This window comes from Streptomyces sp. NPDC006326 (assembly GCF_040612915.1).
Taxonomy (GTDB): Bacteria; Actinomycetota; Actinomycetes; order Streptomycetales; family Streptomycetaceae; genus Streptomyces.
Genome location: NZ_JBEXRC010000024.1, coordinates 1 through 24,723, shown reverse-complemented (window position 1 = coordinate 24,723; position 24,723 = coordinate 1). Strand labels below are relative to the sequence as shown.

General features: G+C 74.3%; 15 protein-coding genes. 4 read left to right on the top strand and 11 right to left on the bottom strand.

Going from position 1 to position 24,723, the window contains the following annotated elements:
* Positions 1–107: 107 nt before the first annotated feature.
* On the bottom strand, positions 108–2,216 hold the full coding sequence (locus ABZ128_RS19695; RefSeq protein ID WP_356849951.1) for an ATP-dependent DNA helicase UvrD2: 2,109 nt from the start codon (positions 2,214–2,216) through the stop codon (positions 108–110).
* A 217-nt stretch (positions 2,217–2,433) separates the two neighbouring features.
* On the opposite strand from ABZ128_RS19695, the gene ABZ128_RS19690 reads away from it, so the two are divergent.
* Positions 2,434–2,694 (top strand): mycoredoxin, encoded by a 261-nt coding sequence (locus tag ABZ128_RS19690; protein WP_356849836.1) that lies wholly within the window; start codon positions 2,434–2,436, stop codon positions 2,692–2,694.
* An 89-nt stretch (positions 2,695–2,783) separates the two neighbouring features.
* Here the strand turns inward: ABZ128_RS19690 and nudC are convergent, their stop codons facing one another.
* The 5 genes from nudC to ABZ128_RS19665 form a co-directional block, all read right to left on the bottom strand.
* The gene (gene nudC, locus ABZ128_RS19685; protein ID WP_356849835.1) at positions 2,784–3,725 is read right to left on the bottom strand and encodes an NAD(+) diphosphatase; all 942 of its coding nucleotides are present in this window, start codon (positions 3,723–3,725) and stop codon (positions 2,784–2,786) included.
* A gap of 131 nt (positions 3,726–3,856) precedes the next feature.
* Positions 3,857–5,257, bottom strand: a complete 1,401-nt coding sequence (locus tag ABZ128_RS19680; protein ID WP_356849834.1) for a dipeptidase — start codon at positions 5,255–5,257, stop codon at positions 3,857–3,859.
* A 10-nt stretch (positions 5,258–5,267) separates the two neighbouring features.
* On the bottom strand, positions 5,268–9,011 hold the full coding sequence (locus ABZ128_RS19675) for a UvrD-helicase domain-containing protein (RefSeq protein ID WP_356849949.1): 3,744 nt from the start codon (positions 9,009–9,011) through the stop codon (positions 5,268–5,270).
* 101 nt (positions 9,012–9,112) lie between these two features.
* Positions 9,113–12,487, bottom strand: a complete 3,375-nt coding sequence (locus ABZ128_RS19670; protein ID WP_356849832.1) for an ATP-dependent DNA helicase — start codon at positions 12,485–12,487, stop codon at positions 9,113–9,115.
* 270 nt (positions 12,488–12,757) lie between these two features.
* Positions 12,758–13,114 (bottom strand): MGMT family protein, encoded by a 357-nt coding sequence (locus ABZ128_RS19665; RefSeq protein WP_356849831.1) that lies wholly within the window; start codon positions 13,112–13,114, stop codon positions 12,758–12,760.
* Positions 13,115–13,224: 110 nt separating this feature from the next.
* Here ABZ128_RS19665 and ABZ128_RS19660 point away from each other — a divergent pair, with 110 nt between their 5' ends.
* From ABZ128_RS19660 to ABZ128_RS19650, 3 genes are all read left to right on the top strand, one after another.
* Positions 13,225–16,107 (top strand): lysylphosphatidylglycerol synthase transmembrane domain-containing protein, encoded by a 2,883-nt coding sequence (locus ABZ128_RS19660; protein WP_356849829.1) that lies wholly within the window; start codon positions 13,225–13,227, stop codon positions 16,105–16,107.
* Positions 16,108–16,406: 299 nt separating this feature from the next.
* On the top strand, positions 16,407–16,967 hold the full coding sequence (locus tag ABZ128_RS19655; protein WP_356849827.1) for a hypothetical protein: 561 nt from the start codon (positions 16,407–16,409) through the stop codon (positions 16,965–16,967).
* Between the two features lie 173 nt (positions 16,968–17,140).
* A complete protein-coding gene (locus ABZ128_RS19650; protein WP_356849826.1) occupies positions 17,141–18,736 on the top strand; it encodes an alpha/beta hydrolase in 1,596 nt (531 codons plus the stop codon).
* A gap of 43 nt (positions 18,737–18,779) precedes the next feature.
* Here ABZ128_RS19650 and moeZ read toward each other — a convergent pair whose 3' ends face one another.
* The 5 genes from moeZ to ABZ128_RS19625 form a co-directional block, all read right to left on the bottom strand.
* On the bottom strand, positions 18,780–19,958 hold the full coding sequence (gene moeZ / locus ABZ128_RS19645) for an adenylyltransferase/sulfurtransferase MoeZ (RefSeq protein WP_356849824.1): 1,179 nt from the start codon (positions 19,956–19,958) through the stop codon (positions 18,780–18,782).
* A 63-nt stretch (positions 19,959–20,021) separates the two neighbouring features.
* A complete protein-coding gene (locus ABZ128_RS19640) occupies positions 20,022–20,780 on the bottom strand; it encodes a spherulation-specific family 4 protein (RefSeq protein ID WP_356849823.1) in 759 nt (252 codons plus the stop codon).
* Positions 20,768–21,799, bottom strand: coding sequence for an NAD-dependent epimerase/dehydratase (locus ABZ128_RS19635; protein WP_356849822.1), 1,032 nt, complete (start codon positions 21,797–21,799; stop codon positions 20,768–20,770). The genes ABZ128_RS19640 and ABZ128_RS19635 overlap by 13 nt, the downstream gene beginning before the upstream one ends.
* A 93-nt stretch (positions 21,800–21,892) precedes the next feature.
* Positions 21,893–22,798, bottom strand: a complete 906-nt coding sequence (locus tag ABZ128_RS19630) for a hypothetical protein (RefSeq protein WP_356849821.1) — start codon at positions 22,796–22,798, stop codon at positions 21,893–21,895.
* On the bottom strand, positions 22,795–24,558 hold the full coding sequence (locus ABZ128_RS19625) for a DUF3492 domain-containing protein (RefSeq protein ID WP_356849820.1): 1,764 nt from the start codon (positions 24,556–24,558) through the stop codon (positions 22,795–22,797). The genes ABZ128_RS19630 and ABZ128_RS19625 overlap by 4 nt, the downstream gene beginning before the upstream one ends.
* Between the last annotated feature and the right edge of the window lie 165 nt (positions 24,559–24,723).

Here is a 24,723-nt window from a genome sequence, read left to right as displayed (position 1 = left end):
CGGATAAGTACAGCACGGATCCAGGGCTTCGGAGAAGCCACCGTTTCCGTTGCTAAGAACCTATGGGGATCTGCTGGGCATGTGCAAACTATTTTTCCGACGAGTTTCTACGCGTCGTCAGCATCCGCGTCCCCAGGGTCCCGACCTGCACAGATGGCCAACACCTCGGCTCCGTACCGGTCGAGCTTGCGGCCGCCCACTCCCGAGATCATCGAGAGCTCTCCCGCCTCGGCCGGCGCGGCCTCGGCGATGGCCATGAGCGTCTTGTCCGTGAAGACGCAGTACGGGGGCAGTCCCTGCTCCTTCGACCGGTCCGCCCGCCACTCCCGCAGCCGCTCGTAGAGCCCCTCGTCCATGTCCGACGGGCAGTCCTCGCAGCGCATCAGCTTCAGCTCGCCGGCTTCGGTCAGGGTCTTGCCGCAGACCCGGCACCGTACCGGCCCGCGGCGGGCCCGCTTGCGGGCCGGCTGCTCGCCCGCGGCGCCCACCCGGCTTCCCGGGACCGCGGAGCCCGGCCGCAGCCCGTTCAGGAAGCGGCTGGCCCGCCGGGAGGCCCGGCCGCCCGGGGAGCGGGAGAGCGCCCAGGACAGGGTCAGGTGATGGCGGGCCCGCGTGACGCCGACATACAGGAGCCGGCGCTCCTCCTCGACCTGCTCGTCGGTCTTGGCGTAGGTGATCGGCATCATGCCGTCGGTGAGGCCGACCAGGAACACGGCGTCCCACTCCAGGCCCTTCGCCGCATGCAGCGAGGCCAGGGTGACGCCCTGGACGGTCGGCGCGTGCTGGGCGGCCCTGCGCTCGTCCAGCTCGACCACCAGGTCCGCCAGGGTGGCCCCCGGGCGGGCCCGGGAGAAGTCCTCGGCGAGGCGGACCAGCGCCGCCAGGGATTCCCACTGGTCGCGCACCGCGCCCGAGCCGGCGGGCGGCTCGGCCGGCCAGCCGGTGGAGCTGAGCACGGCCCGCACCTGGGAGCCGAGCTCGACGACGTCGTCCAGCAGCGGGTCGTTCCCGCCGGAGCGGGCGGCGCCGCGCAGGGCGAGGATCGCCTTCTGCACCTCGTTCCGCTCGAAGAAGCGCTCCGCGCCGCGCAGCTGGTACGGGACGCCGGCGTCGGCGAGGGCCTGCTCGTAGACCTCGGACTGGGCGTTGATGCGGTAGAGCACGGCGATCTCGCCGGCCGGGACGCCGGCCGCGATCAGGTCCCGGATCCGCGCGGCGACGCCCTCGGCCTCGGCTGGCTCGTCCGCGTACTCGGCGTAGACCGGGTCGGGGCCGGGCTCGCGCTGGGAGACCAGCTCCAGGCGGTGCTCGGCGGCGCGGCCCCTGGCCTGGCGCAGCAGCCCGTTGGCGAGGTGGACGACCTGGGGGGTGGAGCGGTAGTCGCGGACCAGCTTGACGACGGTCGCCTGCGGATAGCGGGTGCGGAAGTTCAGCAGGTGGTCGGGGGTGGCCCCGGTGAAGGAGTAGATGGTCTGGCTGGCGTCCCCGACGACGCAGAGGCTGTCGCGCTCGCCGAGCCACAGCTCCAGCAGCCGCTGCTGGAGCGGGCTGACGTCCTGGTACTCGTCGACGACGAAGTGCTGGTACTGGGCGCGGATCTGCTCGGCGATGTCGTGGCGGTCCTGCAGGATGCCGACGGTGAGCAGCAGCACGTCCTCGAAGTCGATCATGCCGCGGTCGCGCTTGAGCTGCTCGTACGTCCCGTAGATCTGGGCGATCTCCGCCATGTCCCGGGGGGCCTCGCGGCCCGCTTTGACCGCGGCCGCCGGATAGTCGGCGGGCACGGTCTGGGTGACCTTCGCCCACTCGATCTCGCCGGTGACGTCGCGCAGCTCGCCGCGGTCGAGCCGGATGCGGCAGCGGGCGCCCGCCTCGGCGACGAGCTGGACCTTGCGCTCGACGAGCCGTGGCACCTCGCCGCCGATCGCCTTGGGCCAGAAGTACTGGAGCTGGCGCAGGGCGGCGGAGTGGAAGGTGCGCGCCTGGACCCCGCCCGCGCCGAGGGAGCGCAGGCGGCCGCGCATCTCGCCGGCGGCCCGGTTGGTGAAGGTGACGGCAAGCACACTGGCCGGCATGAGCCGCCCGGAGCGGACCCCGTAGGCGATGCGGTGGGTGATCGCCCGGGTCTTGCCCGTCCCGGCGCCCGCCAGGACGCACACCGGCCCGCGCAGGGTCGTCGCGACCTCGCGCTGCTCCGGGTCCAGGCCCAGGAGCACCGCGTCGGCCGAGTCGGCGTCGGCCGGGACGGAAGGGAAGTGCGTTGCTGCTGTCACCCCGCCATGCTGCCAGGTCCTCCGGGGCGGAAGGGAAATTCGTCCACAGGCCGACCGTATTCGTCGTACTTGACGGAACCGGCGCCCCGCGGGTGCGGGAATGGCACCGCGCTCCCGTACGTTCGAGTACTCGGACCACCCAGACCACAGAGGAGCGAGCATGCAGGACACGGGTTCCGTGACGATGTACAGCACGACCTGGTGCGGCTACTGCCGCCGGCTGAAGACCCAGCTGGACCGGGAAGGCATCGCGTACAACGAGATCAACATCGAGCTGGACCCCGAGTCCGCCGCTTTCGTCGAGAAGGCGAACAACGGCAACCAGACGGTTCCCACCGTGCTCGTCGTCTCCCCGGCCGGCAGCGAGTCGGTCATGACGAACCCGAGCCTCGCCCAGGTCAAGCAGGCCCTCGCCGTCTGATCCGGCTGCGCGCCCGGCGCGCCCGGAGCCCAGAAAGGCCCCCGCCACGGCGGGGGCCTTCTGCTGTGACCGGGATGACAGGGGCGGCCCTACGCGAGCGGCTTCGGCAGCGGCTCGCCGTACCAGCGTTCCACCAGGCGGGCCGCGATGGAGATGCCCGACGGGGGGATCACCGCGCCCGACTCGAACGCCGCGCGCAGCTCCTCGCGGGAGAACCAGCGGGCCTCCTCGATCTCCTCGCCGTCGACGGTGATCTCGGAGCTGATGGCGCGGGCCGTGAAGCCCAGCATCAGGCTGTACGGGAACGGCCACGGCTGGCTCGCCACGTACTCGACCTCGCCGACCTTGACGCCGGCCTCCTCCCACACCTCCCGGACCACCGACTGCTCGATCGATTCGCCCGGCTCCACGAACCCGGCCAGCGTCGAGAAGCGGCCCTCCGGCCAGTGCACCTGGCGGCCCAGCAGGGCCCGGTCGTGCTCGTCGGTCACCAGCATGATCACGGCCGGGTCGGTGCGCGGGTAGTGCTCGGCGCCGCAGCCCGGGCAGCGGCGGATGTGCCCGGCGGCCGCGACGACCGTGCGCTCGCCGCAGCGGGAGCAGAAACGGTGCATCCGCTGCCAGTTCTCCAGGGCCACCGCGTGGACCATCAGCCCGGCATCGCGCGGGGACAGCAGCAGGCCCGCCTCGCGCAGGCCGGCCGGGCGGGCCGACTGGTCCATCCGGCCCGGCAGCGAGTCCTTCTGCAGCGCGAAGTACCGTACGCCGTCCTCGTCGGTGCCCAGGAAGTAGCGGTGCGTCTCGGTGAGCGGGGCCTCGAAGGCCGGGGTCATGACGATCCCGGTCCCCCCGTCGGGGGTGTCGTCGATCAGGACCTGGCCGCCGGAGACGACGAAGACGCGGGTCGTCGGGTGGCTCCAGGCGGCGGCGAGCCAGGCCTCGTCGAGGCGGTGGTGTGCGGCGCGGTCGATTCCGCTGGCCGCGGCGAGCGAGAGAGGGCGCTCGGTGTGCGTGCTCACAGGTACTTCCAACTCCCCCGGTGGTGGGACAGACAGGCAGGCTCGGTGAAACGTGGACGTGGACTGGGGACGGCGCGCGTGCCGCGGTGAGGCTGCGCGGTGGTCTCGGCGGGCTGGGGCGGCTCGGGCGGGCTCGGGCGGGCTCAGGGCTTCCCCCGGCCCCCGAGGTCACCCCACAGGTACGCGGCCGTCTCGACCCCCTTGAGGAGGAGGTCCAGCTCGACCTTCTCGTTCGGCGCGTGCCAGCCGTCGGACGGCACGGAGATGCCGAGGAACAGGACGGGCGCGTCCAGGACGTCCTGGAGGTCCGCCGCCGGCCCCGAGCCGCCCTCGCGGGTGAAGCGGACCTTCTCGCCGAAGGCGCGGCCCATGGCCCGGACGACCGACTGCAGCGCCGGGTGGTCCAGCGGCGTCAGGCAGGGCCGGGTGGGGGCGCCGAACACGATGGAGTGCCGGATCCCCTCCGGGATCCGGGCGGCGACCCAGTCCCGGACGGCCGCCTCGACCTCGTACGGGTCCTGCCCGGACACCAGGCGGAACGAGAGCTTCAGGTGCGCGGAGGCCGGCACGATGGTCTTGCCGCCGGGCCCCTGGTAGCCGCCGCCGATGCCGTTGACCTCCGCGGTCGGCCGGGCCCAGACCCGCTCCAGCGTGGAGTAGCCCTTCTCGCCCGCGGCGGCGTGGGACTTGGCCGTGCGCAGCCACTCGGACTCGTCGAACGGCAGCTCGGCGATCAGCGCCCGCTCCTCGTCGGTGAGCTCGGCGACGTTGTCGTAGAAGCCGGGGATGGTGACGCGCTCGTCGGCGTCGTGCAGCGCCGCCACCAGGCGGGCGGCCACGGTGGCCGGGTTGGGCACGGCCCCGCCGAAGGCGCCGGAGTGGATGTCCTGGTCGGGTCCGTGCAGGTCGATCTCGCAGTCGGCGACGCCGCGCATGCCGGTGCAGACGGTGGGGGTGGTCTCGGACCACATGCCGGTGTCGGAGACGATCACGACGTCGGCCGCCAGGCGCGCAGCCTCCTGCTCGACCAGGGCCCGGAAGTGCGGGGAGCCCGACTCCTCCTCGCCCTCGATGAGCAGCTTGAGGTGCACGGCGGGAGCGGTGGCACCGGTGGCGGCCAGGTGGGCCCGTACGCCGAGGGTGTGGAAGAACACCTGGCCCTTGTCGTCGGCGGCTCCGCGCGCGTACATCCGGCCGTCCCGCACGACCGGCTCGAACGGGTCGGTGTGCCAGCCGTCGGCCAGGGCGGCGGGCTGCACGTCGTGGTGCCCGTAGACGAGGACGGTGGGCGCGTCCGGGTTCTCGCTGGGCCACTCCGCGAAGACGGCGGGCGCGCCGGGCGTCTGCCAGGTCTCGGCGACGGGGAAACCGGTCTCCTTGAGCTTGGCGGCGAGCCACTCGGCGCTGCGCCGTACGTCGTCCGCGTGCTCCGGCTGCGCCGAGACGGAGGGAATGCGCAGCCACTCGGCGAGGTCGTCGAGGAAGGCGGCGCGGTGCGTGTCGATGTACGTGCGGACGACGCTGTCCGCCGGGATGTCGCTCATGCCCACGAGCCTATCCGTCCGCCTGAGCGTCACTGTCCGTGGCCGATCGGCCTTGGAGGATCCGCTCAAGACGGTCGCGGCCGGGGAGGTCCCGCGGCCGGATCACGCGGCCGCTGCGGACGTGCAGGAAGGCGGCGGCGACCCGGTCGAGGAGGGTGCCGGTGGCTTCCGCCCAGGCCAGCCGGTAGACGGCGAGCTGGAGGGGATCGGCCTGGGTGGAGCGGCCCGTCTTCCAGTCGACGATCTCGTACGCGTACGGGGCGTCGGGGTCCGGGTCGTGGTAGACGGCGTCGATCCGGCCGCGGACCACCCGGCCCGCGAGAGTCAGCTGGACCGGGACCTCCATGCGGTGCGGCGTGCGCTCGGCGTAGGGGCTGCGCTCGAAGGCCGCCTTGAGGGCGTCGAGGTCGGCCTCGTCGGCGATCTCCTGGTCCGAGCCGGGCAGCTCGGTCTCCGGTTCGAGCAGGTCGAGGAAGGGCAGGGGCAGCTCGTCGAAGCGGGACTCCACCCACGCGTGGAAGCGGGTGCCCTGGCGGGCGGCGGGCTGCGGCGGCCTGGGCATCGGGCGGGCGAGGTCGCGGGCGAAGGCCTGCTCGTCCGCGGCGAGGCGCAGCAGCTGGCTGGCGGAGAGCGCGGCCGGGAGCTCCACGTCCCGGACGGTGGCGCGGGCACGGCGGAGCTCACCTTCGAGGGCGTCGAGGTCCCGGTCCCAGGAGGCGATGGTCCGGGCCTCCTCGGGGGTCACCTCCGGACCGCTGCGGGGCCCGGCCGGCGGCCGGAGGTCCTGGCCGGCGGCGCCGGCCTGCGGGGCGTCCCGGAGGCCCGCCTCAGGCCAGAGCTCGTCGTCCTGCGGGGCCGCGGCCGGGGCGCTCGGCTCTCCCGGTCCGCCCCCTGCCGAAACGGGTGCTGGGCCCCGGGCGCCGCCGGGGGCCGTGGCATCGGTCCACGGCTCCGGCTCCGTCCAGGGCTCCGGCTCCGGCTCCGTCCAAGGCTCCGGTGCCGGGGGCTCCGACCCATAGCCCGGGTCCTCGCAGTACGGGGGCCAGAGGTACGGGTCGTCGGCGGCCGGCGCAGCCGGGGCCGGGGCCTCGCCGCAGGCGCCGCCCGCCGGTGCCTCCTCCGGCGCCCAGAGGCCGTCCTCGGCGGAAGCCGCGGGCGCATGGGCGCCGTACGGCTCGTCGGTGGCGGGCGGAGCCGCGAGGGCGCCCTCCACCGGGCCCCAGAGGTCGTCCCCGGCGGAAGCCGCGGGCGGCCGGGCCGTGAGGTACGACTCGACCAGGGCCGCCGCCGAGCGGCGCAGGACGAGGGACTCCGGGTCCAGCGGGAGCGGCCAGGACTGGTCGCGCGTCGAGGCCGTCGCCAGGGCCGGGTTCTCCTCCTCCGGGGCCGGCTCCGGCGCCCACGCCTCGATCTCGCCGTGCCCCGCCGCGCAGTGCTCGTACAGCGCCGACAGGAACGACGACGGGCCGCGCGGCTTCTTCTGCGTGGGCCCCCACCAGTGCCCCGAGGCGAGCAGCAGGGAGCGGGGGCGGGTGAAGGTGACGTAGCCGAGGCGGAGTTCCTCGGTCTCCTTGTGCCCCTTCAGGGCCGCCTTGAAGGCCTTCAGCCCCGCCGAGGTCCACGCCGGGTCCCCGGGCAGGGTGGCGGCGTCCCCGCGCAGGGCGTACGGCAGGACCTTGGCGTACGAGGTCCAGGCCTCCGGCGGGTTCTCCTTCGGGAACGCGCCCGCGCACAGCTCCGGGACCACGACCACGTCCCACTCCAGCCCCTTGGACTTGTGCGCGGTGAGCACCTTCACGGTGTTCTCGCCGCCGGGCAGCGCGTGGTCGAGGCCCTTCTCGTACTGGGCCGCCGTGCGCAGGAAGGCCAGGAACGCCAGCAGGGACGCCTCGCCGTCCAGGGAGGCGAAGCCCGCCGCCACGTCCAGGAAGCCGGACAGCGTCTCGCGCCGCCGCGCGGCCAGGGCGTGCGGGGACGCGGACAGTTCCACGTCGAGGCCCGTCACGGCCAGCACCCGGTGGAGTACGTCCATCAACGGGTCGGCGAGCGAACGCCGCAGGTCGCGCAGCTCCTGGGCCAGGTGCGCGAAGCGGACCCGGGCGGCGGCCGAGAACGGCAGGTCGTCCGGCTGCGAGGACGTGCCGGAGCCGTCCAGGAACGTCTCCAGGGCGTCCGCCAGCGAGACGACCTCGGCCGGGTCGACCCCCTCCACCGCCGCCGCGAGGCGCTCGTCCGGGTCCTGCGCCCCGTCCGGCGACCGGCCGATCAGCAGCCGCGCGCGCCGCCCGAGCAGGGCCAGGTCGCGGGCACCGATCCGCCACCGCGGTCCGATGAGGAGGCGGACCAGGGAGGCATTGGCCCCCGGGTCCTGGAGCACCTCGCACACCGCGACCAGGTCCGCGACCTCCGGGAGGTGCAGGAGCCCGGAGAGGCCGACGACCTCGACCGGAACGTCCCGGGCCACCAGCACCGCCTGGATCTGCGCGAAGTCGGCGGCGGACCGGCACAGCACCGCGATCTCCCGCGGCTCGGTGCCCGTGCGGACCAGATGCGCAACGGAGTCCCCGAGCCATTCCAGCTCCTCGGCGTGGGTGCGCAGCAGCGCGCAGCGCACGGAGCCGGCCCGCTCCTCCCCCGGCGCCGGCCGCAGCGCCTCGACGCCCTCGTGCATGGCCCGCAGCGGGGCCGCGAGCCCGTTGGCCAGGTCGAGGAGGCGGCCGCCGCTGCGCCGGTTCTCGCTGAGCGAGAACCGCGTGGCCGGGCTGCCGTCCGCGTGCGGGAAGTGCGCGGGGAAGTCGTCCAGGTTGGCCACGGAGGCGCCGCGCCAGCCGTAGATCGCCTGACAGGGGTCGCCGACGGCGGTCACGGCGTGCCCGCTGCCCCCGCCGAACAGCCCGGACAGCAGCAGCCGCTGGGCCACGGAGGTGTCCTGGTACTCGTCGAGGAGGACCACCCGGAACTCCTCGCGCAGCAGTGCCCCCACCTCGGGCCGGGTGGTCGCGAGCTCGGCGGAGAGCGCTATCTGGTCGCTGAAGTCGAACAGGTCGCGGGAGCGCTTGGCGGCGCGGTAGCGCTCGGTGAGCTCCAGCAGCTCCAGGCGGCCGCGCGCCGCCTCGGGGACCTTGCGCAGGTCGTCGTTGGTGAGCCGGGTGCCGGACAGCACGTCCAGCAGTCGCGTGTCGTGGGCCCGCAGCCGCTCCGGGGTCACCAGGTGCTCGGAGAGCTCCGCGTCGAGCGCGAGCAGGTCGCCGACCAGGTCGGGGACGGACCTGGTCAGCGCCGGGTACGGGCCGGGCGCCTCGCGCAGCACCCGCGCGGCGAGCTGGAAGCGGGTGGCGTCCGCGAGCAGGCGGGCGCTGGGCTCCAGGCCGATGCGCAGCCCGTGGTCCTTGAGGAGCTGCCCGGCGAACGCGTGGTACGTGGAGATCCGCGGCTCGCCGCCGACGGCATCGGCCCCGGTAAGGAGGGGGGCGGGATCGGGGTCGCTGATGCCGGCCGCCGCGAGGGCCTTGCGGACGCGTTCGGCGAGCTCGCCGGCGGCCTTGTTGGTGAAGGTGAGGCCGAGGACCTGCTCGGGCGCGACCGCCCCGGTGCCGACCAGCCAGACCACGCGGGCGGCCATCACGGTGGTCTTGCCCGAGCCGGCGCCGGCCACGATGACCTGCGGGGCGGCCGGGGCGGTGATGCAGGCGAGCTGCTCGGGCGTGAAGGGGATGCCGAGGAGCTCCTTCAGCTGCTCGGGGTCGGTGAGCACGGCCGGGGCCGACGGAGCGGAGGGAGCGCAGGGAGCGGAGGAGGCGGGGGACGGACGCGCGGACACCAGAAGAGGCTAGCCCGACCCGCCGACAGTCCCGCTCACTCGACCGTCTGGCGGCCCTCCGGCCGGGCGCTGCAGGAGCTGCGGAAGGAGCAGTGGTCGCAGTGCTTGCCGACGGCGGGGGCGAAGCGCTCGTCGAGCACCCGGCCCGCGGCGGTGGCGAGCAGGTCACCGACCCACTCGCCGTCCAGCGGCTCCTGCGCCTGCACCTTGGGGACGGCGTCGCCGCCCTCGCGGACGGCGGCCCCCTGGCGCAGGTGGACGAGCTCGGCGCCCCCCGGCTGCGGCCGCATGCCGTCGAAGACCTCGTCGACGGCGCCTTCGCGCACCGCGAGCTGGTAGACGGCGAGCTGCGGGTGCCGGGCGACCTCGGCCTTGGTGGGCGCGGCCTTGCCGGTCTTGAAGTCCACGACGTACGCACGCCCCTGCGGGTCCGATTCGACCCGGTCCATGGAGCCCCGGATGCGAACGGCGTACTCGCCCGCTTCGAGCGTAACGTCGAACGCGTGCTCCGTGGCCACGGCCGCCCGGCCCCCGCGGTCGGTGGTGTGCCAGCGCAGGAAGCGCTCCAGGGCCGCGCGGGCGGTGTCCTTCTCCTGGCGGGACTTCCAGGGGGCGTCGAAGGCGAGGGCGTCCCAGACCGAGTCGAGGCGTTCCATCAGGACGGCCAGGTCGGCGGGGGTGCGGCCGGAGGCGACCTCGTCGGCGAGGACGTGGACGACGTTGCCGAAGCCCTGCGCGGCGGTGGAGGGCGCGTCGGCCTTGACCTCGCGGCCCAGGAACCACTGGAGGGAGCAGGTGTTGGCGAGCTGGTCCAGGGCGCTGCCGGACAGGGCGACGGGCCGGTCCCGGTCGCGCAGCGGAACGCTGCTGCGGGTGGGCTCGTACAGCCCCCACCAGCGCTGCGGATGCGCGGCGGGGACGAGCGGGCGGTCCTCCTCGTCGGTGAGCGCGGCGAGACGGGCCAGCCTCCGGGCAGCCGCGTCGCGCAGGGCGGGCGAGGCCTCGGGGTCGACGGTGGTGGCGCGCAGCTCGGCGACGAGCGCCGGGACGGCGAGGGGGCGGCGCGGCCGGCCGGCGACGTCCTTGGGGGTGACGCCCAGTTCGGTGAGGAAGCGCGAGGGCTGGTCGCCGTCCTCGGCGGGGGCCTTGACGGCGGTGACGACGAGGCGTTCGCGGGCGCGGGTGGCGGCGACGTAGAAGAGGCGGCGCTCCTCGGCGAGGAGCGCGCCGGGGGTGAGGGGCTCGGCGAGGCCGTCGCGGCCGATCCGGTCGGCTTCGAGGAGGGAACCGCGGCGGCGCAGGTCGGGCCAGAGGCCTTCCTGCACACCGGCCACGACGACGAGCCCCCACTCCAGGCCCTTGGAGCGGTGGGCGGTCATCAGCCGGACCGCTTCGGTGCGGGTGGCCTTGCGGGTGAGGGTGTCGGCGGCGATGTCCTCGGCTTCGAGCTGTTCGAGGAAGTTCAGCGCGCCACGGCCGCCGGTGCGCTCCTCGGCGCGGGCGGCGGTGTCGAAGAGGGCGCAGACGGCGTCGAGATCGCGGTCGGCGTTGCGGCCGGCGGGCCCGCCGCGGCGGGCGCTGCGCTCCAGCCGCTGCGGCCAGGGGGTGCCGTCCCAGAGGGTCCACAGCACCTCTTCGGCGGTGCCGCCGCCCTGGAGCAGCTCGCGGGCCTTGCGCAGGAGCAGGCCGAGGCGCTGCGCTCCGCGGGCGTACGAGGGGTCGTGCGCGACGAGCCGTTCCGGCTCGGCGAGGGCGCGGGCCAGCAGCACGTCGGACGGTGCGGGCACCTTGGTCCCGGCGGCCCGCTCCTCGTCGCGCAGCGCCCGCCCGAGCCGGCGCAGGTCGGCGGAGTCCATCCCGCCGAGGGGCGAACCGAGCAGGGTGATGGCGGCCTCCACCCCGACCCAGCCTTCATCGGCGGCACCTCCGGCGGCCCCGGTGTCCTGCGGTTCGGCGTCCTGCGGTTCGGCGTCCTGCCGTTCGGCGTCCTGCGGCCCGGCGGGGGCGGCCTCGTCGGCGCCCTGCCGCTGGCCGGGGACGGCGGCGGTGCCCGGACCGGCCGGTAGGGTGGACAGGGCCAGCGTCCGCAGGGCCGTCAGCAGGGGGGACACCGCAGGCTCGTGGCGCAGCGGGACGTCCGTGCCGTCCGTCTCGGCCGGAACCCCCGCCGAGACCAGCGCACGCCGCATCGCCGGCAGGGTGCGCCCGCCCGAGCGGACCAGGACGGCCATGTCCTGCCAGGGCACGCCCTCCTCCAGGTGCGCCCTGCGCAGGATGTCCGCGATGTTGTCGAGCTCGGCGCCGGCCGTCGGGTACGTGTACACCTCGACCCGGCCGCCCTCCCGGGTGGCCCGCAGCTCCCGGTGCGCCCGTACGGCGGCCGCGGGCAGCCGCGGAACCGGCATCCGCGCGGTCAGCAGGCGGGTCGCGGCCAGCAGGTTCGCGGCCGAGCGGCGGCCGACCGTCAGGGCGCGGACGGCCGCGCCGGGGAAGACGCCCTCGAAGTCGAGGATGTTGTTCAGGTCGGCGCCGCGGAAGGCGTAGATCGACTGGTCCGGATCGCCGAAGGCGACCAGCGTGCCGGCCGGCCCGTTGAGCGCCCGCAGCAGCCGCAGCTGCGAGGCGTCGGTGTCCTGGTACTCGTCGACGTAGATCACGTCGTACGCACCGGACAGCGACGGCGTGCGCTCGGCCAGCAGGACCGCACGGTGCAGGAGCTCCGCGTAGTCCAGCGTGCCCTGCATGTCCAGGACGTCCAGGTACTCGGCGAGGAACGCGGCCGCCGCCTTCCAGTCCGGACGCCCCAGCCGGGACGCGAACGCGTCGAGCGCCTCCGGGCCGAGGCCCAGCTCGCGGGCGCGGGCGAGCACCGCGCGGACCTCGTCCGCGAAGCCGCGGGTGGTCAGCGCGGCCCGGAGGTCGTCCGGCCAGCGGATGGACCGGATCTGGCGCTGGCCCTCCAGGAGGGTGCGGACCATCACGTCCTGCTCGGGACCGGACAGCAGCCGCAGCGGATCCGCGAACAGGTCGGTGTCCTGGTGGGCGCGCACCAGCCCGTAGCAGAAGGAGTGGAAGGTGGTGGCCTGCGGGGCCCGCGCCCCGCCGAGGCGCAGCGCGGCCCGGTCGCGCAACTCCACGGCCGCCTTGCGGCTGAAGGTGAGGATCAGGATCCGGGCCGGGTCCGTACCGGCCTCGACGCGGGCCGCGGCCGCCTCCACCAGCGTGGTCGTCTTCCCGGTGCCCGGCCCGGCCAGGACCAGGAGCGGCCCGCGGGCGTGGTCAACCACCGCCTGCTGCGCTGCGTCCAGCACAGGGGGATCCACCCGTTCCGGCCCGGTGCGCACGAGGCGGTACGCGTCAGGGGTCCGCGTACGCCGCCGCTCGGAGCGGTCGGAGGAAGAGGTGATCACGTGGGGTGCCGGTCCTGGTGGGTCTGCCGTTGCCGCGGCCGCTGCCGCGTCTGCCGAAGAGGCAACGCTACGGCAACCGGCGGGCCCCGCGCAGTTCCCCGAGGTGCGGCGCCGGATCCGGGCGGGGGGCTCCCCGCTGTGCGGAGCGGGGAGGCGTGCGGGCAGGCGTCCGGGCCGGCGTACCGGGCGTGCGGGGAGGCGTGCGGTCCCCCGTACGGGCCTTCGTACGGGGCCTCGGCCACCCGTTCGCGCTCCGGATGGACGAAGCTGTCAGATGTGAGCCCCGTCCCGCTCCTCGCGTACGTCCCGGCCGTCCCAGCGCGCCCGGGGCATGTCGAGCCGGGCCTCGCCGTCGGCGGTCAGGCGCAGCGGCGTGGCCTCGGCCCGGTAGTGCTCAAGGGCGCGGTGCTCGCTGCCCGGGAGGGGGCGGCCGTCCGCCCGCACCACCCGCCACCAGGGCACGGCTCCCCCGTACAGGGCCATGACGCGGCCGACCTGGCGCGGGCCGCCCTCGCCGAGCCACTCGGCGACGTCCCCGTACGTCATCACCCGGCCGGGCGGAATCCGCTCGGTCGCTTCCAGCACCCGCTCCGCGTACGCGGGCAGCTCTTCGCTCATTCCGCCCATGGTGCCGCACGTCACCGACAGGCTCGCGGAGGGTTTCCCTCCGCACCGGCGCGCACCCTGATGCCTCCCTTGCCCGCCGGTCCGTGCCACCATCTTCCGGGCGGTGACTGGTGATACGTGATCAAGAAGAGACGGAAGTGACGACGAAGGAGCAGGGTGTGAGCCCTCCGGACGGCGCGGCAGAGGACGACGGCACGCGCCCGCAGCCGCGCCCCGAACCGCGCCCCGAACCGCGCCCGGGCTCCGGTCCCGGCGGGCGGAGCAGGGCCGCGTCGCAGCCCGGGACCGGGCCGGAGAAGCCCGCCGCATCCGGCGCCGGGGCCGCGTCCGGCGCCGGGGCCGCAGGCGGGTCCGGTTCCGGGGACCGGTCCGCCGGGGCCGGGTCCGGGGAGGAGCACGGCCTGGGCTCCGATCCCGCCGACCAGGTCGAGGGCGACGAACCGCTGCTCGCCGCCCGGGTGCACCGGCCCTCCGACCTCGTCCGCCTCCTCGTCGGCATCCTCGGCATCGCCGTCGTCCTCGCCATCGCCGCCTTCGCCCACGGCACCACCGCAGGCCTCGAAGCCGACATCTCCCAGGGCACCGGTGCGGCGCCCGATCTGCTGATCAAGGTCGCCGGGCTGGTCTCCAGCATCGCCGTACTGCTCGTCCCCGTCGCCTTCGCCATCGAACGGCTGATCAAGCGCGACGGACTGCGCATCGCCGACGGCGTCCTCGCCGCCGTCCTCGCCCACGGCGTCACCCTCGCCACCGACCTGTGGGTCTCGCAGGCCGCCCCCGCGACCATCCAGGACGCCCTGACCCGCGCCACCGGGGCGGGCGGCACCCTCACCGACCCGGTGCACGGCTACCTCGCGCCCGTGATCGCGTACATGACGGCCGTCGGCATGACGCGGCGGCCGCGCTGGCGGGTCGCGCTGTGGGTGGTGCTGCTGCTCGACGCGTTCGCGATGCTGGTGAGCGGCTACACGACCCCGTTCTCGATCATCCTGACGGTGCTGATCGGCTGGAGCGTCGCCTACGGGACGCTGTACGCCGTCGGCTCGCCGAACGTGCGGCCCACCGGACAGCACCTGCTGGCCGGTCTGCGGCGGGTCGGGTTCCAGCCGGTCAGCGCGATGCGCGCCGAGGTCCCCGAGGGCGCCGACATCCCCGACGTGAGCGACCGCGGCCGCCGCTACCACGTCACTCTGGAGGACGGACCGCCGCTCGACGTGACCGTCGTCGACCGCGAGCAGCAGGCCCACGGCTTCTTCTACCGGGTATGGCGCCGCCTCACCCTGCGCGGCATCACCACCCGGCGCAGCCTCCAGTCGCTGCGCCAGGCGCTGGAGCAGGAGGCGCTGCTCGCGTACGCCGCCATCGCGGCCGGGGCCAACGCGCCGAAGCTGATCGCCACCTCCGAGCTCGGTCCGGACGCCGTCATGCTCGTGTACGAACACCTCGACGCCCGGCCGCTGCACGCCCTCGCCGACGAGGAGATCACCGACGAGCTGACCCGCAACGCGTGGGAGCAGGTACGGGCCCTGCAGTCGCGCCGGATCGCACACCGCCGGCTGGAGGGTGACGCCCTGCTGGTGGATCGTTCCGGCAAGGTCATCCTCACCGACCTGCGCGGCGGCGAGATCGCGGCCGGCGACCTGGTGCTCCGGATGGACATCGCGCAGCTGCTGACCACGCTGGGCCTGCGGGTCGGCGCGGAGCGGGCGGTGGCCTCGGCGGTGTCGGTGCTCGGCCCCGACACGGTGGCGGACTGCCTGCCGCTGCTCCAGCCGATCGCGCTGAGCCGTTCCACCCGGTCGACGCTGCGCAGGCTGGCCCGGGAGCGGGCCGACCGGCAGCGCGAGGCCGTACTGGAGTCCTCGCGGGCGGCGAAGGCGGCCCGCGAGGAGGCCTCCGGGGCGCAGACCCGGGCGGGAACGACCTCCGCGGCCGACCGGAAGGCCGAGAAGAAGGCGCTGGACGACGCGCTGGACGGGGCCCGGGAGGAGGACCTGCTGAGCCAGATCCGCCGGCAGGTGCTGCTGATCCGCCCGCAGGCTCCGGTGGAGCCGGCCCGGCTGGAGCGGATCCGGCCGCGGACCCTGGTGTCGTTCATCGCCGGCGCCTTCGGCGCGTACTTCCTGCTCACGCAGCTGGCCCACGTGGACTTCGGGACGATCATCGGCGAAGCGGAGTGGGGCTGGGTGGGGGCCGCACTGGCCTTCTCGGCGCTCACCTACTTCGCGGCGGCGATGAGCCTGCTGGGCTTCGTACCGGAACGGGTGTCCTTCCTGCGCACCGTGGTCGCCCAGGTGGCCGGGTCCTTCGTGAAGCTCGTCGCCCCGGCGGCGGTCGGCGGCGTCGCGCTGAACACGCGCTTCCTCCAGCGCGCCGGGGTCCGGCCGGGGCTGGCGGTGGCGAGCGTGGGCGCCTCGCAGCTGTTCGGCCTGGCGAGCCACGTCCTGCTGCTGCTGGCCTTCGGCTACCTCACGGGCACCGAGAAGACCCCCGAGATGACCCCGTCCAGGACGGTCATCGCGGGCCTGCTCACGGTCGCGGTCCTGGTCCTGGTGGTGACCGCGGTCCCCTTCCTCCGCAAATTCGTCGTCACCCGCGTCCGGGCGCTGTTCGCGGGCGTGGTGCCGCGCATGCTGGACGTCCTCCAGCGCCCGCAGAAGCTGATGACGGGCATCGGCGGCATGCTGCTGCTGACCGGCTGCTTCGTGATGTGCCTCGACGCCTCGATCCGGGCCTTCGGCGGCGGCGAGGCCCTGAGCTACGCGAGCATCGCGGTGGTCTTCCTGGCGGGCAACGCCCTGGGCTCGGCGGCCCCCACCCCGGGCGGCATCGGCGCGGTGGAGACGACGCTGACCCTCGGCCTGATCGCGGCGGGCCTGGACAAGGAGGTCGCCATCTCGGCGGTCCTGCTGTTCCGCCTGATGACCTTCTGGCTGCCGGTCCTCCCGGGCTGGATCTCGTTCAACTTCCTCACCCGCAAGGAAGCCATCTAGGAGCCACCCGGCAGGGAGCCATGGGGGATGTGGGCGTGGGTTTCGACGAGGACTGGGGCCGGGCGCGCGGCACTTGGGTGGCCGAGGTCTTGACGGCGGAGGGCTTCCGGGACGAGTGGCTTCGCCGCGGAGCGAAATCCGCGGTGCCCCTGGCCTCACCGAAGCGGTTCCACCCCACGACAGCGCGGCGGATCTTCACGGCGGCCCGAAGGGCAGGATGCGGACACCTGCTGCTCGCCCCCGTCCGGGAGGGTGCGTTCGCCGCCCGCGTCGTCCCCCTGCCGGCGGGGCCCAGGCCTGTGGACTGGCCGGACCAGGGCCGGCCGGATCATGACTTCCTCGTCGCCCTCCCGGACCTTTCAGGAGTCGTACTCGCCACCGGTGCCGGCTACGCGCTGATCGCCGGGGACGGGGAATTCCTCCGTCACGGTGTCCCGGAAGGAGTCGGTCAGGCCGTCGTCAATTTCCGCCGGTACACGCAGCGCATATCCGTGGACGTTCCCGCCGGAATGCGGATCTGGGACGATTCGCCGACGAGCCACAGGGCATTCGTCAGGCCCGACGCGATTCCCGCGGACTCGGCCGTGGGGGAGCAGATCGCCCTGATGCGCGCCCTGTCGGCCAGCGCCATCCGCCCTGCACCGTTCGCTGCTGCGTGGCTGAGCGCACGCAGGAAGTCGTCCCGGCGGGGGGAGCGTCTCGGTGAACCGCTCTCCCGCATCCTGGACCAGGTCCTCTACACCGTGGACGACCATCCGATCGACCCTGGCCTCCGGGAACCGGGTGATGCGACGGATGCGGAGCTGACGGCCGCAGTGGTGGAGGCACTGGCTGCAATCGACCGCCTTGCAGGCCCCTGAAATACGTCGGTCCGCAGGCGCCCTCGACGGCTTTGGTCTCCTCGTGCACAGGCACTCAAGGCGGCAGCGTGGCCTGCGTATGCGGCTGCATGGAGGCTGCGCCTCACCGGCCGGCCCGACCCGGATGGGTCAGCGCGGGGGCGGGGGTGGGTGGGGGAACGCAGGATGGGGGTATGTCGCGAAACCTGCTGCGGATCTCCGCCCTCGCCGTGCTCGCCACCCTGCTGGCCGGGGCCAGTGGGTGTTCCGGCAGCGGGGAGGAGAAGACCCCCGAGGCCGGCGGGACCAAGGGGGCCGCGCCGCTCAAGTGGGGGGAGTGCGGGGCTCCCACCGTTGCCCAGGGCGGCGGGCAGGCGCCGCCCAAGGACTGGCAGTGCGCCACCCTGTACGTGCCCCTCGACTACGCGAAGCCCGAGGGGGAGACGATCCCCATCGCGCTGATCAGGGCCCCCGCCCGGGACAAGGGCAAGCGGATCGGTTCGCTGGTGTTCAACTTCGGCGGGCCCGGCGGGTCCGGGATCAGTACGCTGCCCGGCGCCGCCAAGGAGTACGAGGCCCTGCGCGCCCGCTACGACCTGGTCAGCTTCGATCCCCGCGGGGTGGGCCGCAGTGCGCCCGTCGAGTGCGAGGACGACAAGCAGCTCGACGCCTACTACGCCCAGGACTCGACGCCCGACACCCCTGAGGAAGAGGCCGACTTCGTCGACAACATCAAGAAGTACCAGCAGGCCTGCAAGACGAAGTCCGGGAAGGTGCTGCCGTACGTCGGGACCGAGAACGCCGCCCGCGACCTGGACCGGATCCGCCAGGCCCTCGGCGACGAGAAGCTGTACTACTTCGGGATCTCCTACGGCACCGAGCTCGGCGGGGTCTACGCGCACCTGTTCCCGAAGAACATCGGCCGGGCCGTCTTCGACGCCGTCGTCGACCCCACCAAGACCGCGGAAGAGGGCTCACTCGGCCAGGCCAAGGGCTTCCAGCTGGCCCTCGGCAACTTCGCGCAGGACTGCGTGGACCGGGGCGAGGCCTGCCGGATCCAGGGCAGCACCGCCGAGGAGATCGAGGCGAACATCCTCAAGCTCCAGAAGGACCTGGCCGCGAAGCCCATCCCCGGCCTCGGCGGCCGGATGCTCACCGATTCCGCCGCCACCAACGGCATCGCCCAGGCGCTGTACTCGCAGGAGCTGTGGCCGCTGCTGGAGCAGGGCGTGGACGAGGCGGAGGGCGGCCAGGGGCAGTTGCTGATGGCGCTGTCCGACGCCCTCAACGGGCGGGACCAGCAAGGGCACTACAGCAACATCGGCGCCGCCAACGCCGCCATCAACTGCGCCGACTCCAAGGACCGGTTCACCCTGGAGCAGACCCGGTCGAAGCTGCCGGACTTCCGCGCCGCCTCCCCCGTCTTCGGGGACTTCCTCGGCTGGGCGCTGATGAGCTGCACCGGCTGGCCGGTCCCCGGCGCCTGGGAGACTCCGGACGTCTCCGCCCCGGGCGCCGCCCCGATCCTGGTGATCGGCAACACCGGTGACCCGGCGACCCCGTACGAGGGCGCCCGCAAGATGGTCGAGCGGCTCGGGTCCGGTGTGGGCGTGGAGCTCACGTACAAGGGCGAGGGGCACGGGGCGTACAACAGCGGCGACAAGTGCGTCCAGCAGGCCGTGAACTCCTACCTGTTGGACGGGAAGGTGCCCGGAGCGAACACCGTGTGCACCCCGTCCGACTCGTCCGCCTCGGCTGCCGCGTCCCCGCCCGGACACGAACAGGAGTGAGGGGCCGTACCGCGTGCGCGGTACGGCCCCTCGGTGTCCGGGACTAGTAGACCGGCTTCTCCGGCTCGATCTGGTGGACCCACCCGATCACGCCGCCGCCGACGTGGACCGCGTCCGCGAAGCCCGCGGACTTCAGGACCGCGAGGACTTCCGCACTGCGGACACCCGTCTTGCAATGCAAGACGATCCGCTTGTCCTGCGGGAGGTCCTGGAGCGCGGTGCCCATCAGGAACTCGCCCTTGGGGATCAGCTTCGCGCCGGGGATCGAGACGATCTCGTACTCGTTCTTCTCGCGGACGTCGATGATCTCGATGTTCTCGCCCTCGTCGATCCACTCCTTGAGCTGCTTGGGAGTGATCGTCGAACCGGCCGCGGCCTCCTGGGCCTCCTCCGACACGACGCCGCAGAAGGCCTCGTAGTCGATGAGCTCGGTGACGGTCGCGTTCGGACCGCAGACCGCGCAGTCGGGGTCCTTGCGGACCTTGACCTGGCGGTACTGCATCTCCAGGGCGTCGTAGATCATCAGGCGGCCGACCAGCGGCTCACCGACACCCGTGAGGACCTTGATGGCCTCGGTGACCTGGATGGACCCGATGGACGCGCACAGCACGCCGAGGACGCCGCCCTCGGCGCAGCTCGGGACCATGCCCGGCGGCGGGGGCTCCGGGTACAGGCAGCGGTAGCACGGTCCGTGCTCGGACCAGAAGACCGAGGCCTGGCCGTCGAAGCGGTAGATCGAGCCCCATACGTACGGCTTGTTCAGCAGCACGCAGGCGTCGTTGACCAGGTAGCGCGTGGCGAAGTTGTCCGTGCCGTCGACGATGAGGTCGTACTGGCTGAAGATCTCCATCACGTTGTCGGCTTCGAGCCGCTCCTCGTGAAGGACCACGTTGACGTACGGGTTGATGCCCAGCACGCTGTCGCGCGCGGACTCTGCCTTCGACCGGCCGATGTCCGCCTGGCTGTGGATGATCTGGCGCTGCAGGTTCGACTCGTCGACCTCGTCGAACTCCACGATGCCCAGCGTGCCGACGCCGGCCGCGGCGAGGTACATGAGGGCGGGAGAGCCGAGGCCGCCCGCGCCCACGGCCAGCACCTTGGCGTTCTTCAGGCGCTTCTGGCCGTCCATCCCGACGTCCGGGATGATCAGGTGGCGGGAGTACCGACGAACCTCGTCAACGGTGAGCTCAGCAGCTGGCTCGACCAGGGGTGGCAGCGACACGGGGACTCCGTAGATGGGTATGTCTGAACGGTGGTTCTTTCCGTAACACTGCCACGCCCTTCTTCATTCCGAGACACCCGGTCCGATGCGTGAGACGATTTCGTCCCAGTACGCGGGCATGGAGGCCCACGGGTCCCGCTCCCCCGTCCCGCGCCGGTCGGTGAACCAGATCGTGCCCGCGCCCTGCCAGCGGGCGATCCGCACGGCCTCCTCCAGGTGCGTGCGCGGCACCCCGTGGACCAGGTGGCAGAACCGCTCCGCCGGGTACTCGGCGGTCCACTCCGCCACCTGCGACCAGCGGTAGTCCGTCCATGCGCCGGAGAAGGTGACCAGCTGGTCGGCGGCCTCCGCGTAGCCCTCGTACGGGTGCGTGCCGTGTCCCAGCACGATCCGCAGCGCCTCTCCCCCGTCGCCGAGCCCGCGCAGCGTGTCGGCGACCCGGCGTACGGCGGGCAGGTCGGCCCGGTCCGCGGGGGCGTCGGCGAGGTAGAACCCGTCCACCCGGTACCAGTCCAGGTAGCGGTGGGCGTCGGAGACGAGCTCCCCGAAGGAACGGGACCCGCCCCGCATCGCCAGGTGGCCGAGTACGGGGCCGCCGGCGTCCCGGAGCTTCGCCGCGGCCTCCGTGCAGTGCGGGTCGGGCCGGGCGCCCGGCCCGTCGGTGACGTTGAGCACGGTCCAGTGCAACGGGGTCCCGGGGCGGGTCAGCTCGGCCCATTCGACCGGGGCCAACAGCGGGTGCGCGTAGCCCGGCACGCCCAGGCCGAGACGGCCCGCCCCGGTCGCGGCGGCGGCCGCGGCCTGCGTCGTCAGATGCGGCACGCCGCCTCCATCCAGATGTCCGCGAGGGACTCCTCCAGGTTGATCCGGGGCCGCCAGCCGAGCCGGTCCCGGGCGGTGCGCACGTCGGCCTGCTGCCAGGCGCCGCAGCCGTCGGGGTACGGGTACGCCGCGGGCACCGTCGCGGCCGCGGCGATCTGCTCGGGCGTGGCCTCGGAACGCGGGGCCCCGATGGAGGCCAGGCCGGCCGCCCGGCCCGAGTGCCCGTGGCCGGGCCCGTGCCCGTGCTGCTGCGCTCCGCCGTGCGGTACGTCCAGCTCGTGCAGGGCCCCGCCGTACCCGGCGACCCTGGCCAGCACGGCCGCTGCGTCGCGGAGCCGGACCGCGCGGCCGGTGCCGATGTTGACGACGCCCTGGGCGGCGGAGAGCGAGGCGGCGTGCACGGCCCGCGCCACGTCCCGTACGTCCACGAAATCGCGCTGGACCCCGAGGCCGCTGAGCTTGAGCTCACCGTCCCCGTTCTGCATGGCGCGCCGCATGGCCTCGGCGAGCCGGCCGAGCGGGGATCCGGCGGGGGTGCCCGGGCCGACGGGCGAGAAGATCCGCAGGACGACCGCGTCGAGCCCGGAGCCGAGCACCAGCTCGGTCGCGGCGAGCTTGCTCACGCCGTACGGTCCGCCGGGTCTGGGCACGGCGTCCTCGGCCGTGGAGGATCCGGGCTGGCTGGGCCCGTACTCGGCGGCGCAGCCCAGCTGGACGAGGCGGGCCCCGCAGCCGCTGCGCCGCAGCGATTCGCAGATCGTGGCGACGGCGACGGTGTTGTGTCGGGTCAGTTCCCGGGCGCCGCCCCGGGTGGCGCCGGCGCAGTTGATGACGACGCCCGGGTGCACGGCGTCGAGGAACCGGGTGAGCGCGCCGGGGCTGCCGGTGGCCAGGTCGAAGCGGACGTCGGCGTCGTCGCCGCGGCCGAGCGCGGTGAGCTGGACGGCGGGGTCGGCGAGCAGGCGGTCGGCGACGTAGCGGCCGAGGTATCCGTTGGCTCCGATCAGCAGCACCCTCATCGCGCGGCCCCTCGGTCGGTTGGCTGGCCGGTCATCCTGTGTCTCCTTCGTAGGTGGGCGGGTGGGGTGGGGGTCGGGGTCGGGTTCGGCGGTTCAGGGCCTTGCGTGGGCGGACGCGCGGGACAGCGCGACGACGGCGTGTACGAGGAGCCCGGCCGCGGCGGCGGACACCGCGAGCGGGACCGGGACCAGGGCGAGGGCGAGGGCTGCGGCCACGGGCCCGCGCGCGGCGCCGTGGCCGAGCAGCAGGCGGGTGAGGAACAGCAGGACGGCCGGCGGCACGGCGAGTGCGAGCGGTGTCCCGGCGAGGGCGGCCGCCCCGGCTGCGGCTGCGGCGAAGACGGCCACCGCGCCGAGCAGCAGCGGCCGGGTCCCCTCGGCGAAGTCCTCCAGGGCGCGGCTGCCGGCGAGCCTGCGCCGGGAGCGGGCGGCGAACAGGGCGCCGATCAGGTGGCCGGGGGCCACGGCCAGCGCGAGGGCGACCCCGAGGGCGGTGCCGTGGCGGTACACCGCCCAGCCGGCGACTGCCGCGGCGAGCAGGTGCGCGGCGTAGGGGAACCGGCCACCTGCGGGCCCGGCGGGCCGACCGGGCCGCACCAGGGCGGCGACGGTGGCGAGCACGGCGAGGGGACCCGCGAACGGCATCCCGGCGGCGGCGGCCCCGAGCGCGAGGGCCCCGGGCAGCAGGGCGTACCCGAAGCCGCGTAACGCACGGGCGTCGGCCGCCCGGCCGGCGGGCGGGGCGGCGGGCTCGTCCTCGCGCGGGGTCCGGGCGTACAGCTCCTCGGCGAGGGAGAAGACGTCGCGGTGGCGGAAGCGGGCGGCGGTCCGGTCGGTGATGCCCTGGGCCTCCAGCCCGGCGGCGATCTCCAGCGGGTCGACGGCCCGCTCGCACAGCGCACGGTGGCGGTGCAGCAGGGTCTTGACGGGGTCCCCGACGGCGCGGCGGCGGGGTGCTCCGGGGGCGGGGACGGCGGGAGCCGCCTCGTCGAGGGTCATACCGCCGCCTCCGAGGGGGCTGCCACACCGGGAGCCGGGGAGCCCGGACAGCCGTCCGGGGCCGGACACGTGTCCGAGGCCGGGTCCCCGGCCGCAACCGCAGCCGCAGTCGGAACCGGGCCCGGAGGCACCGCCGGGCCGGAAGGCACCGCCGCGCCCGGGGCCGCAGCCGTATCCTCCTGCGGCCCCCCGCCCGCGTCCGGCGCAGCCGCCCAGGTCGGGCTCGTCCAGTGGCCCGGGACCCGGGCCTCCGGGGGTTGTGCGAAGGGGATCCCGGCGTCGGGGCGCCCCGGCCCGCCGGCCAGCAGCTGCAGGTAGATCTCCCGGAAGGCGGCCACGTTCTGCTCGACGGTGAACAGCTCCAGGGCCCGCGCCCGGGCGGCGGCGCCGAGCCGCCCGGCCCGTTCGGGGTCGCCCAGCAGCGCGAGGCAGGCGTCGGCCAGGGCGCGCGGATTGCGCGGGGGGACGACGAGGCCGGTGCCGCCGATGACCTCGCACACCGCGCCGACGTCGGTGGACACGGTGGCCCGCCCGCAGAACATGGCCTCGGCCAGCGTCATGGGGAAGCCCTCGATCACCGAGGACAGGACGACCACGCGTCCCGCGCCGTACGCGTCGGCCGGCGTGGGGGCCTCGGGTCCGCCGATCTCCTCGAAGCTGACCGGGCTCTCCCCGACCGTGACCGCGTCGGCGGCCTCGTCGGGGAAGAGCTGCGCCGCCAGCGAGCGGCAGTCCGCGAGGTAGTCCGCCGCCGCGGCCGTGGCGAAGAGACGCAGCCGGGTCCCCGGCGCGGCCTTGCGGACCTCGGCGAACGCGTGGAGCAGGGCGATCAGGTCCTTGGCGGGCTCCATCCGGCCGACCCACACCAGGGTGTCCGGGTCTCCGCGCTCCGGCGCCTCCCCGACGGTGGCGAATCGGTCCGCCTCCATCCCCGGGTACACCGTCCGCACCCGCTCCCGCGGCGCCCCGCACCGCTCCTGCCAGCGCCGGGCGTGCGCGTTGCCGGGGGTGAGCAGGTCGGCGCGGGCGTAGATCTCGGCGGCGAGCCGCACGTGGAAGGCCGCGAGCAGGGCCCGCACGGCCGGCCGGGTGCCTTCGGAGTGCTCCAGATAGTGGGCCCGGAGCTGGACCCCGTACTCCGTGACCAGCAGCGGGACCCCGAAGAAGCGTTTGGCCAGCAGTCCGGGCAGCGCCGCCACCCCGCCCGCGGCCGCGTGGCACACGTCGACCTCGCGGAGGTCCTCGTACCAGTCGAGGGACAGCGGCCGCAGCAGCCGCTCCAGGGCGTCGACGAACTCCAGCAGGTCCGCCACCTGGGCGGGTCGTACGGAGCGGCGCGCGCCCGGGGCGCGGCAGGCGGCCTCCACCGCGCGCACCGCGGTCTCGGACCGCAGCGCCGCGTACAGGCCGCCCTGCTCGCGGGCGAGTTCGGCCAGCCCGTACAGTCCGGCGGCGAAGGCCGCGGGCTCGTCGGCGCAGATGCCCCGGACGAGCTCCTTGAAGCAGTCGGCGAAGCGCCGGCGTTCGCGCCGGGAGTAGCTCCGGCCGTCGTCGGCCGGGGCCCACAGGGGGGCGGTCCAGACCCGGGTGACGTGGTCGGGGAGCACGACCCGGCCGCGTTCCTCCTGCTCGGCGCTGCGGCTCAGCGCGTAGAGCTCGAACTCGTGCTGCGGCAGGCCGCGCACGAGCCGGTCGCACCAGATCCTGGCCTCTCCCGTCGCATACGGATAACCACCTTCGGTGAGCAGTCCGATCCGCACGAGTGGCACCCCCGTTCTCCCGTTCCAGGCGGTCGCCTCCGGTCCGGTGACCGCCGCGGGAGAACTCAAGCGGATGTGCCGGTGGCGCGACGGACGGTTGTCCAGGAACGCTTCCTGTCGGGGAAGTTCACGGGGTCAACGGCGTGTGGCGGGCCGGGACGGCCT

Excerpts from the sequence above, each read along its gene's own strand:
- ABZ128_RS19690 (WP_356849836.1), top strand. The coding sequence starts at position 2,434 with ATGCAGGACACGGGTTCCGTGACGATGTACAGCACGACCTGGTGCGGC.
- ABZ128_RS19650 (WP_356849826.1), top strand. The coding sequence starts at position 17,141 with ATGTCGCGAAACCTGCTGCGGATCTCCGCCCTCGCCGTGCTCGCCACC.
- ABZ128_RS19630 (WP_356849821.1), bottom strand. The coding sequence starts at position 22,798 with ATGACCCTCGACGAGGCGGCTCCCGCCGTCCCCGCCCCCGGAGCACCC.
- ABZ128_RS19680 (WP_356849834.1), bottom strand. The coding sequence starts at position 5,257 with ATGAGCGACATCCCGGCGGACAGCGTCGTCCGCACGTACATCGACACG.
- ABZ128_RS19635 (WP_356849822.1), bottom strand. The coding sequence starts at position 21,799 with ATGAGGGTGCTGCTGATCGGAGCCAACGGATACCTCGGCCGCTACGTC.
- ABZ128_RS19665 (WP_356849831.1), bottom strand. The coding sequence starts at position 13,114 with ATGGGCGGAATGAGCGAAGAGCTGCCCGCGTACGCGGAGCGGGTGCTG.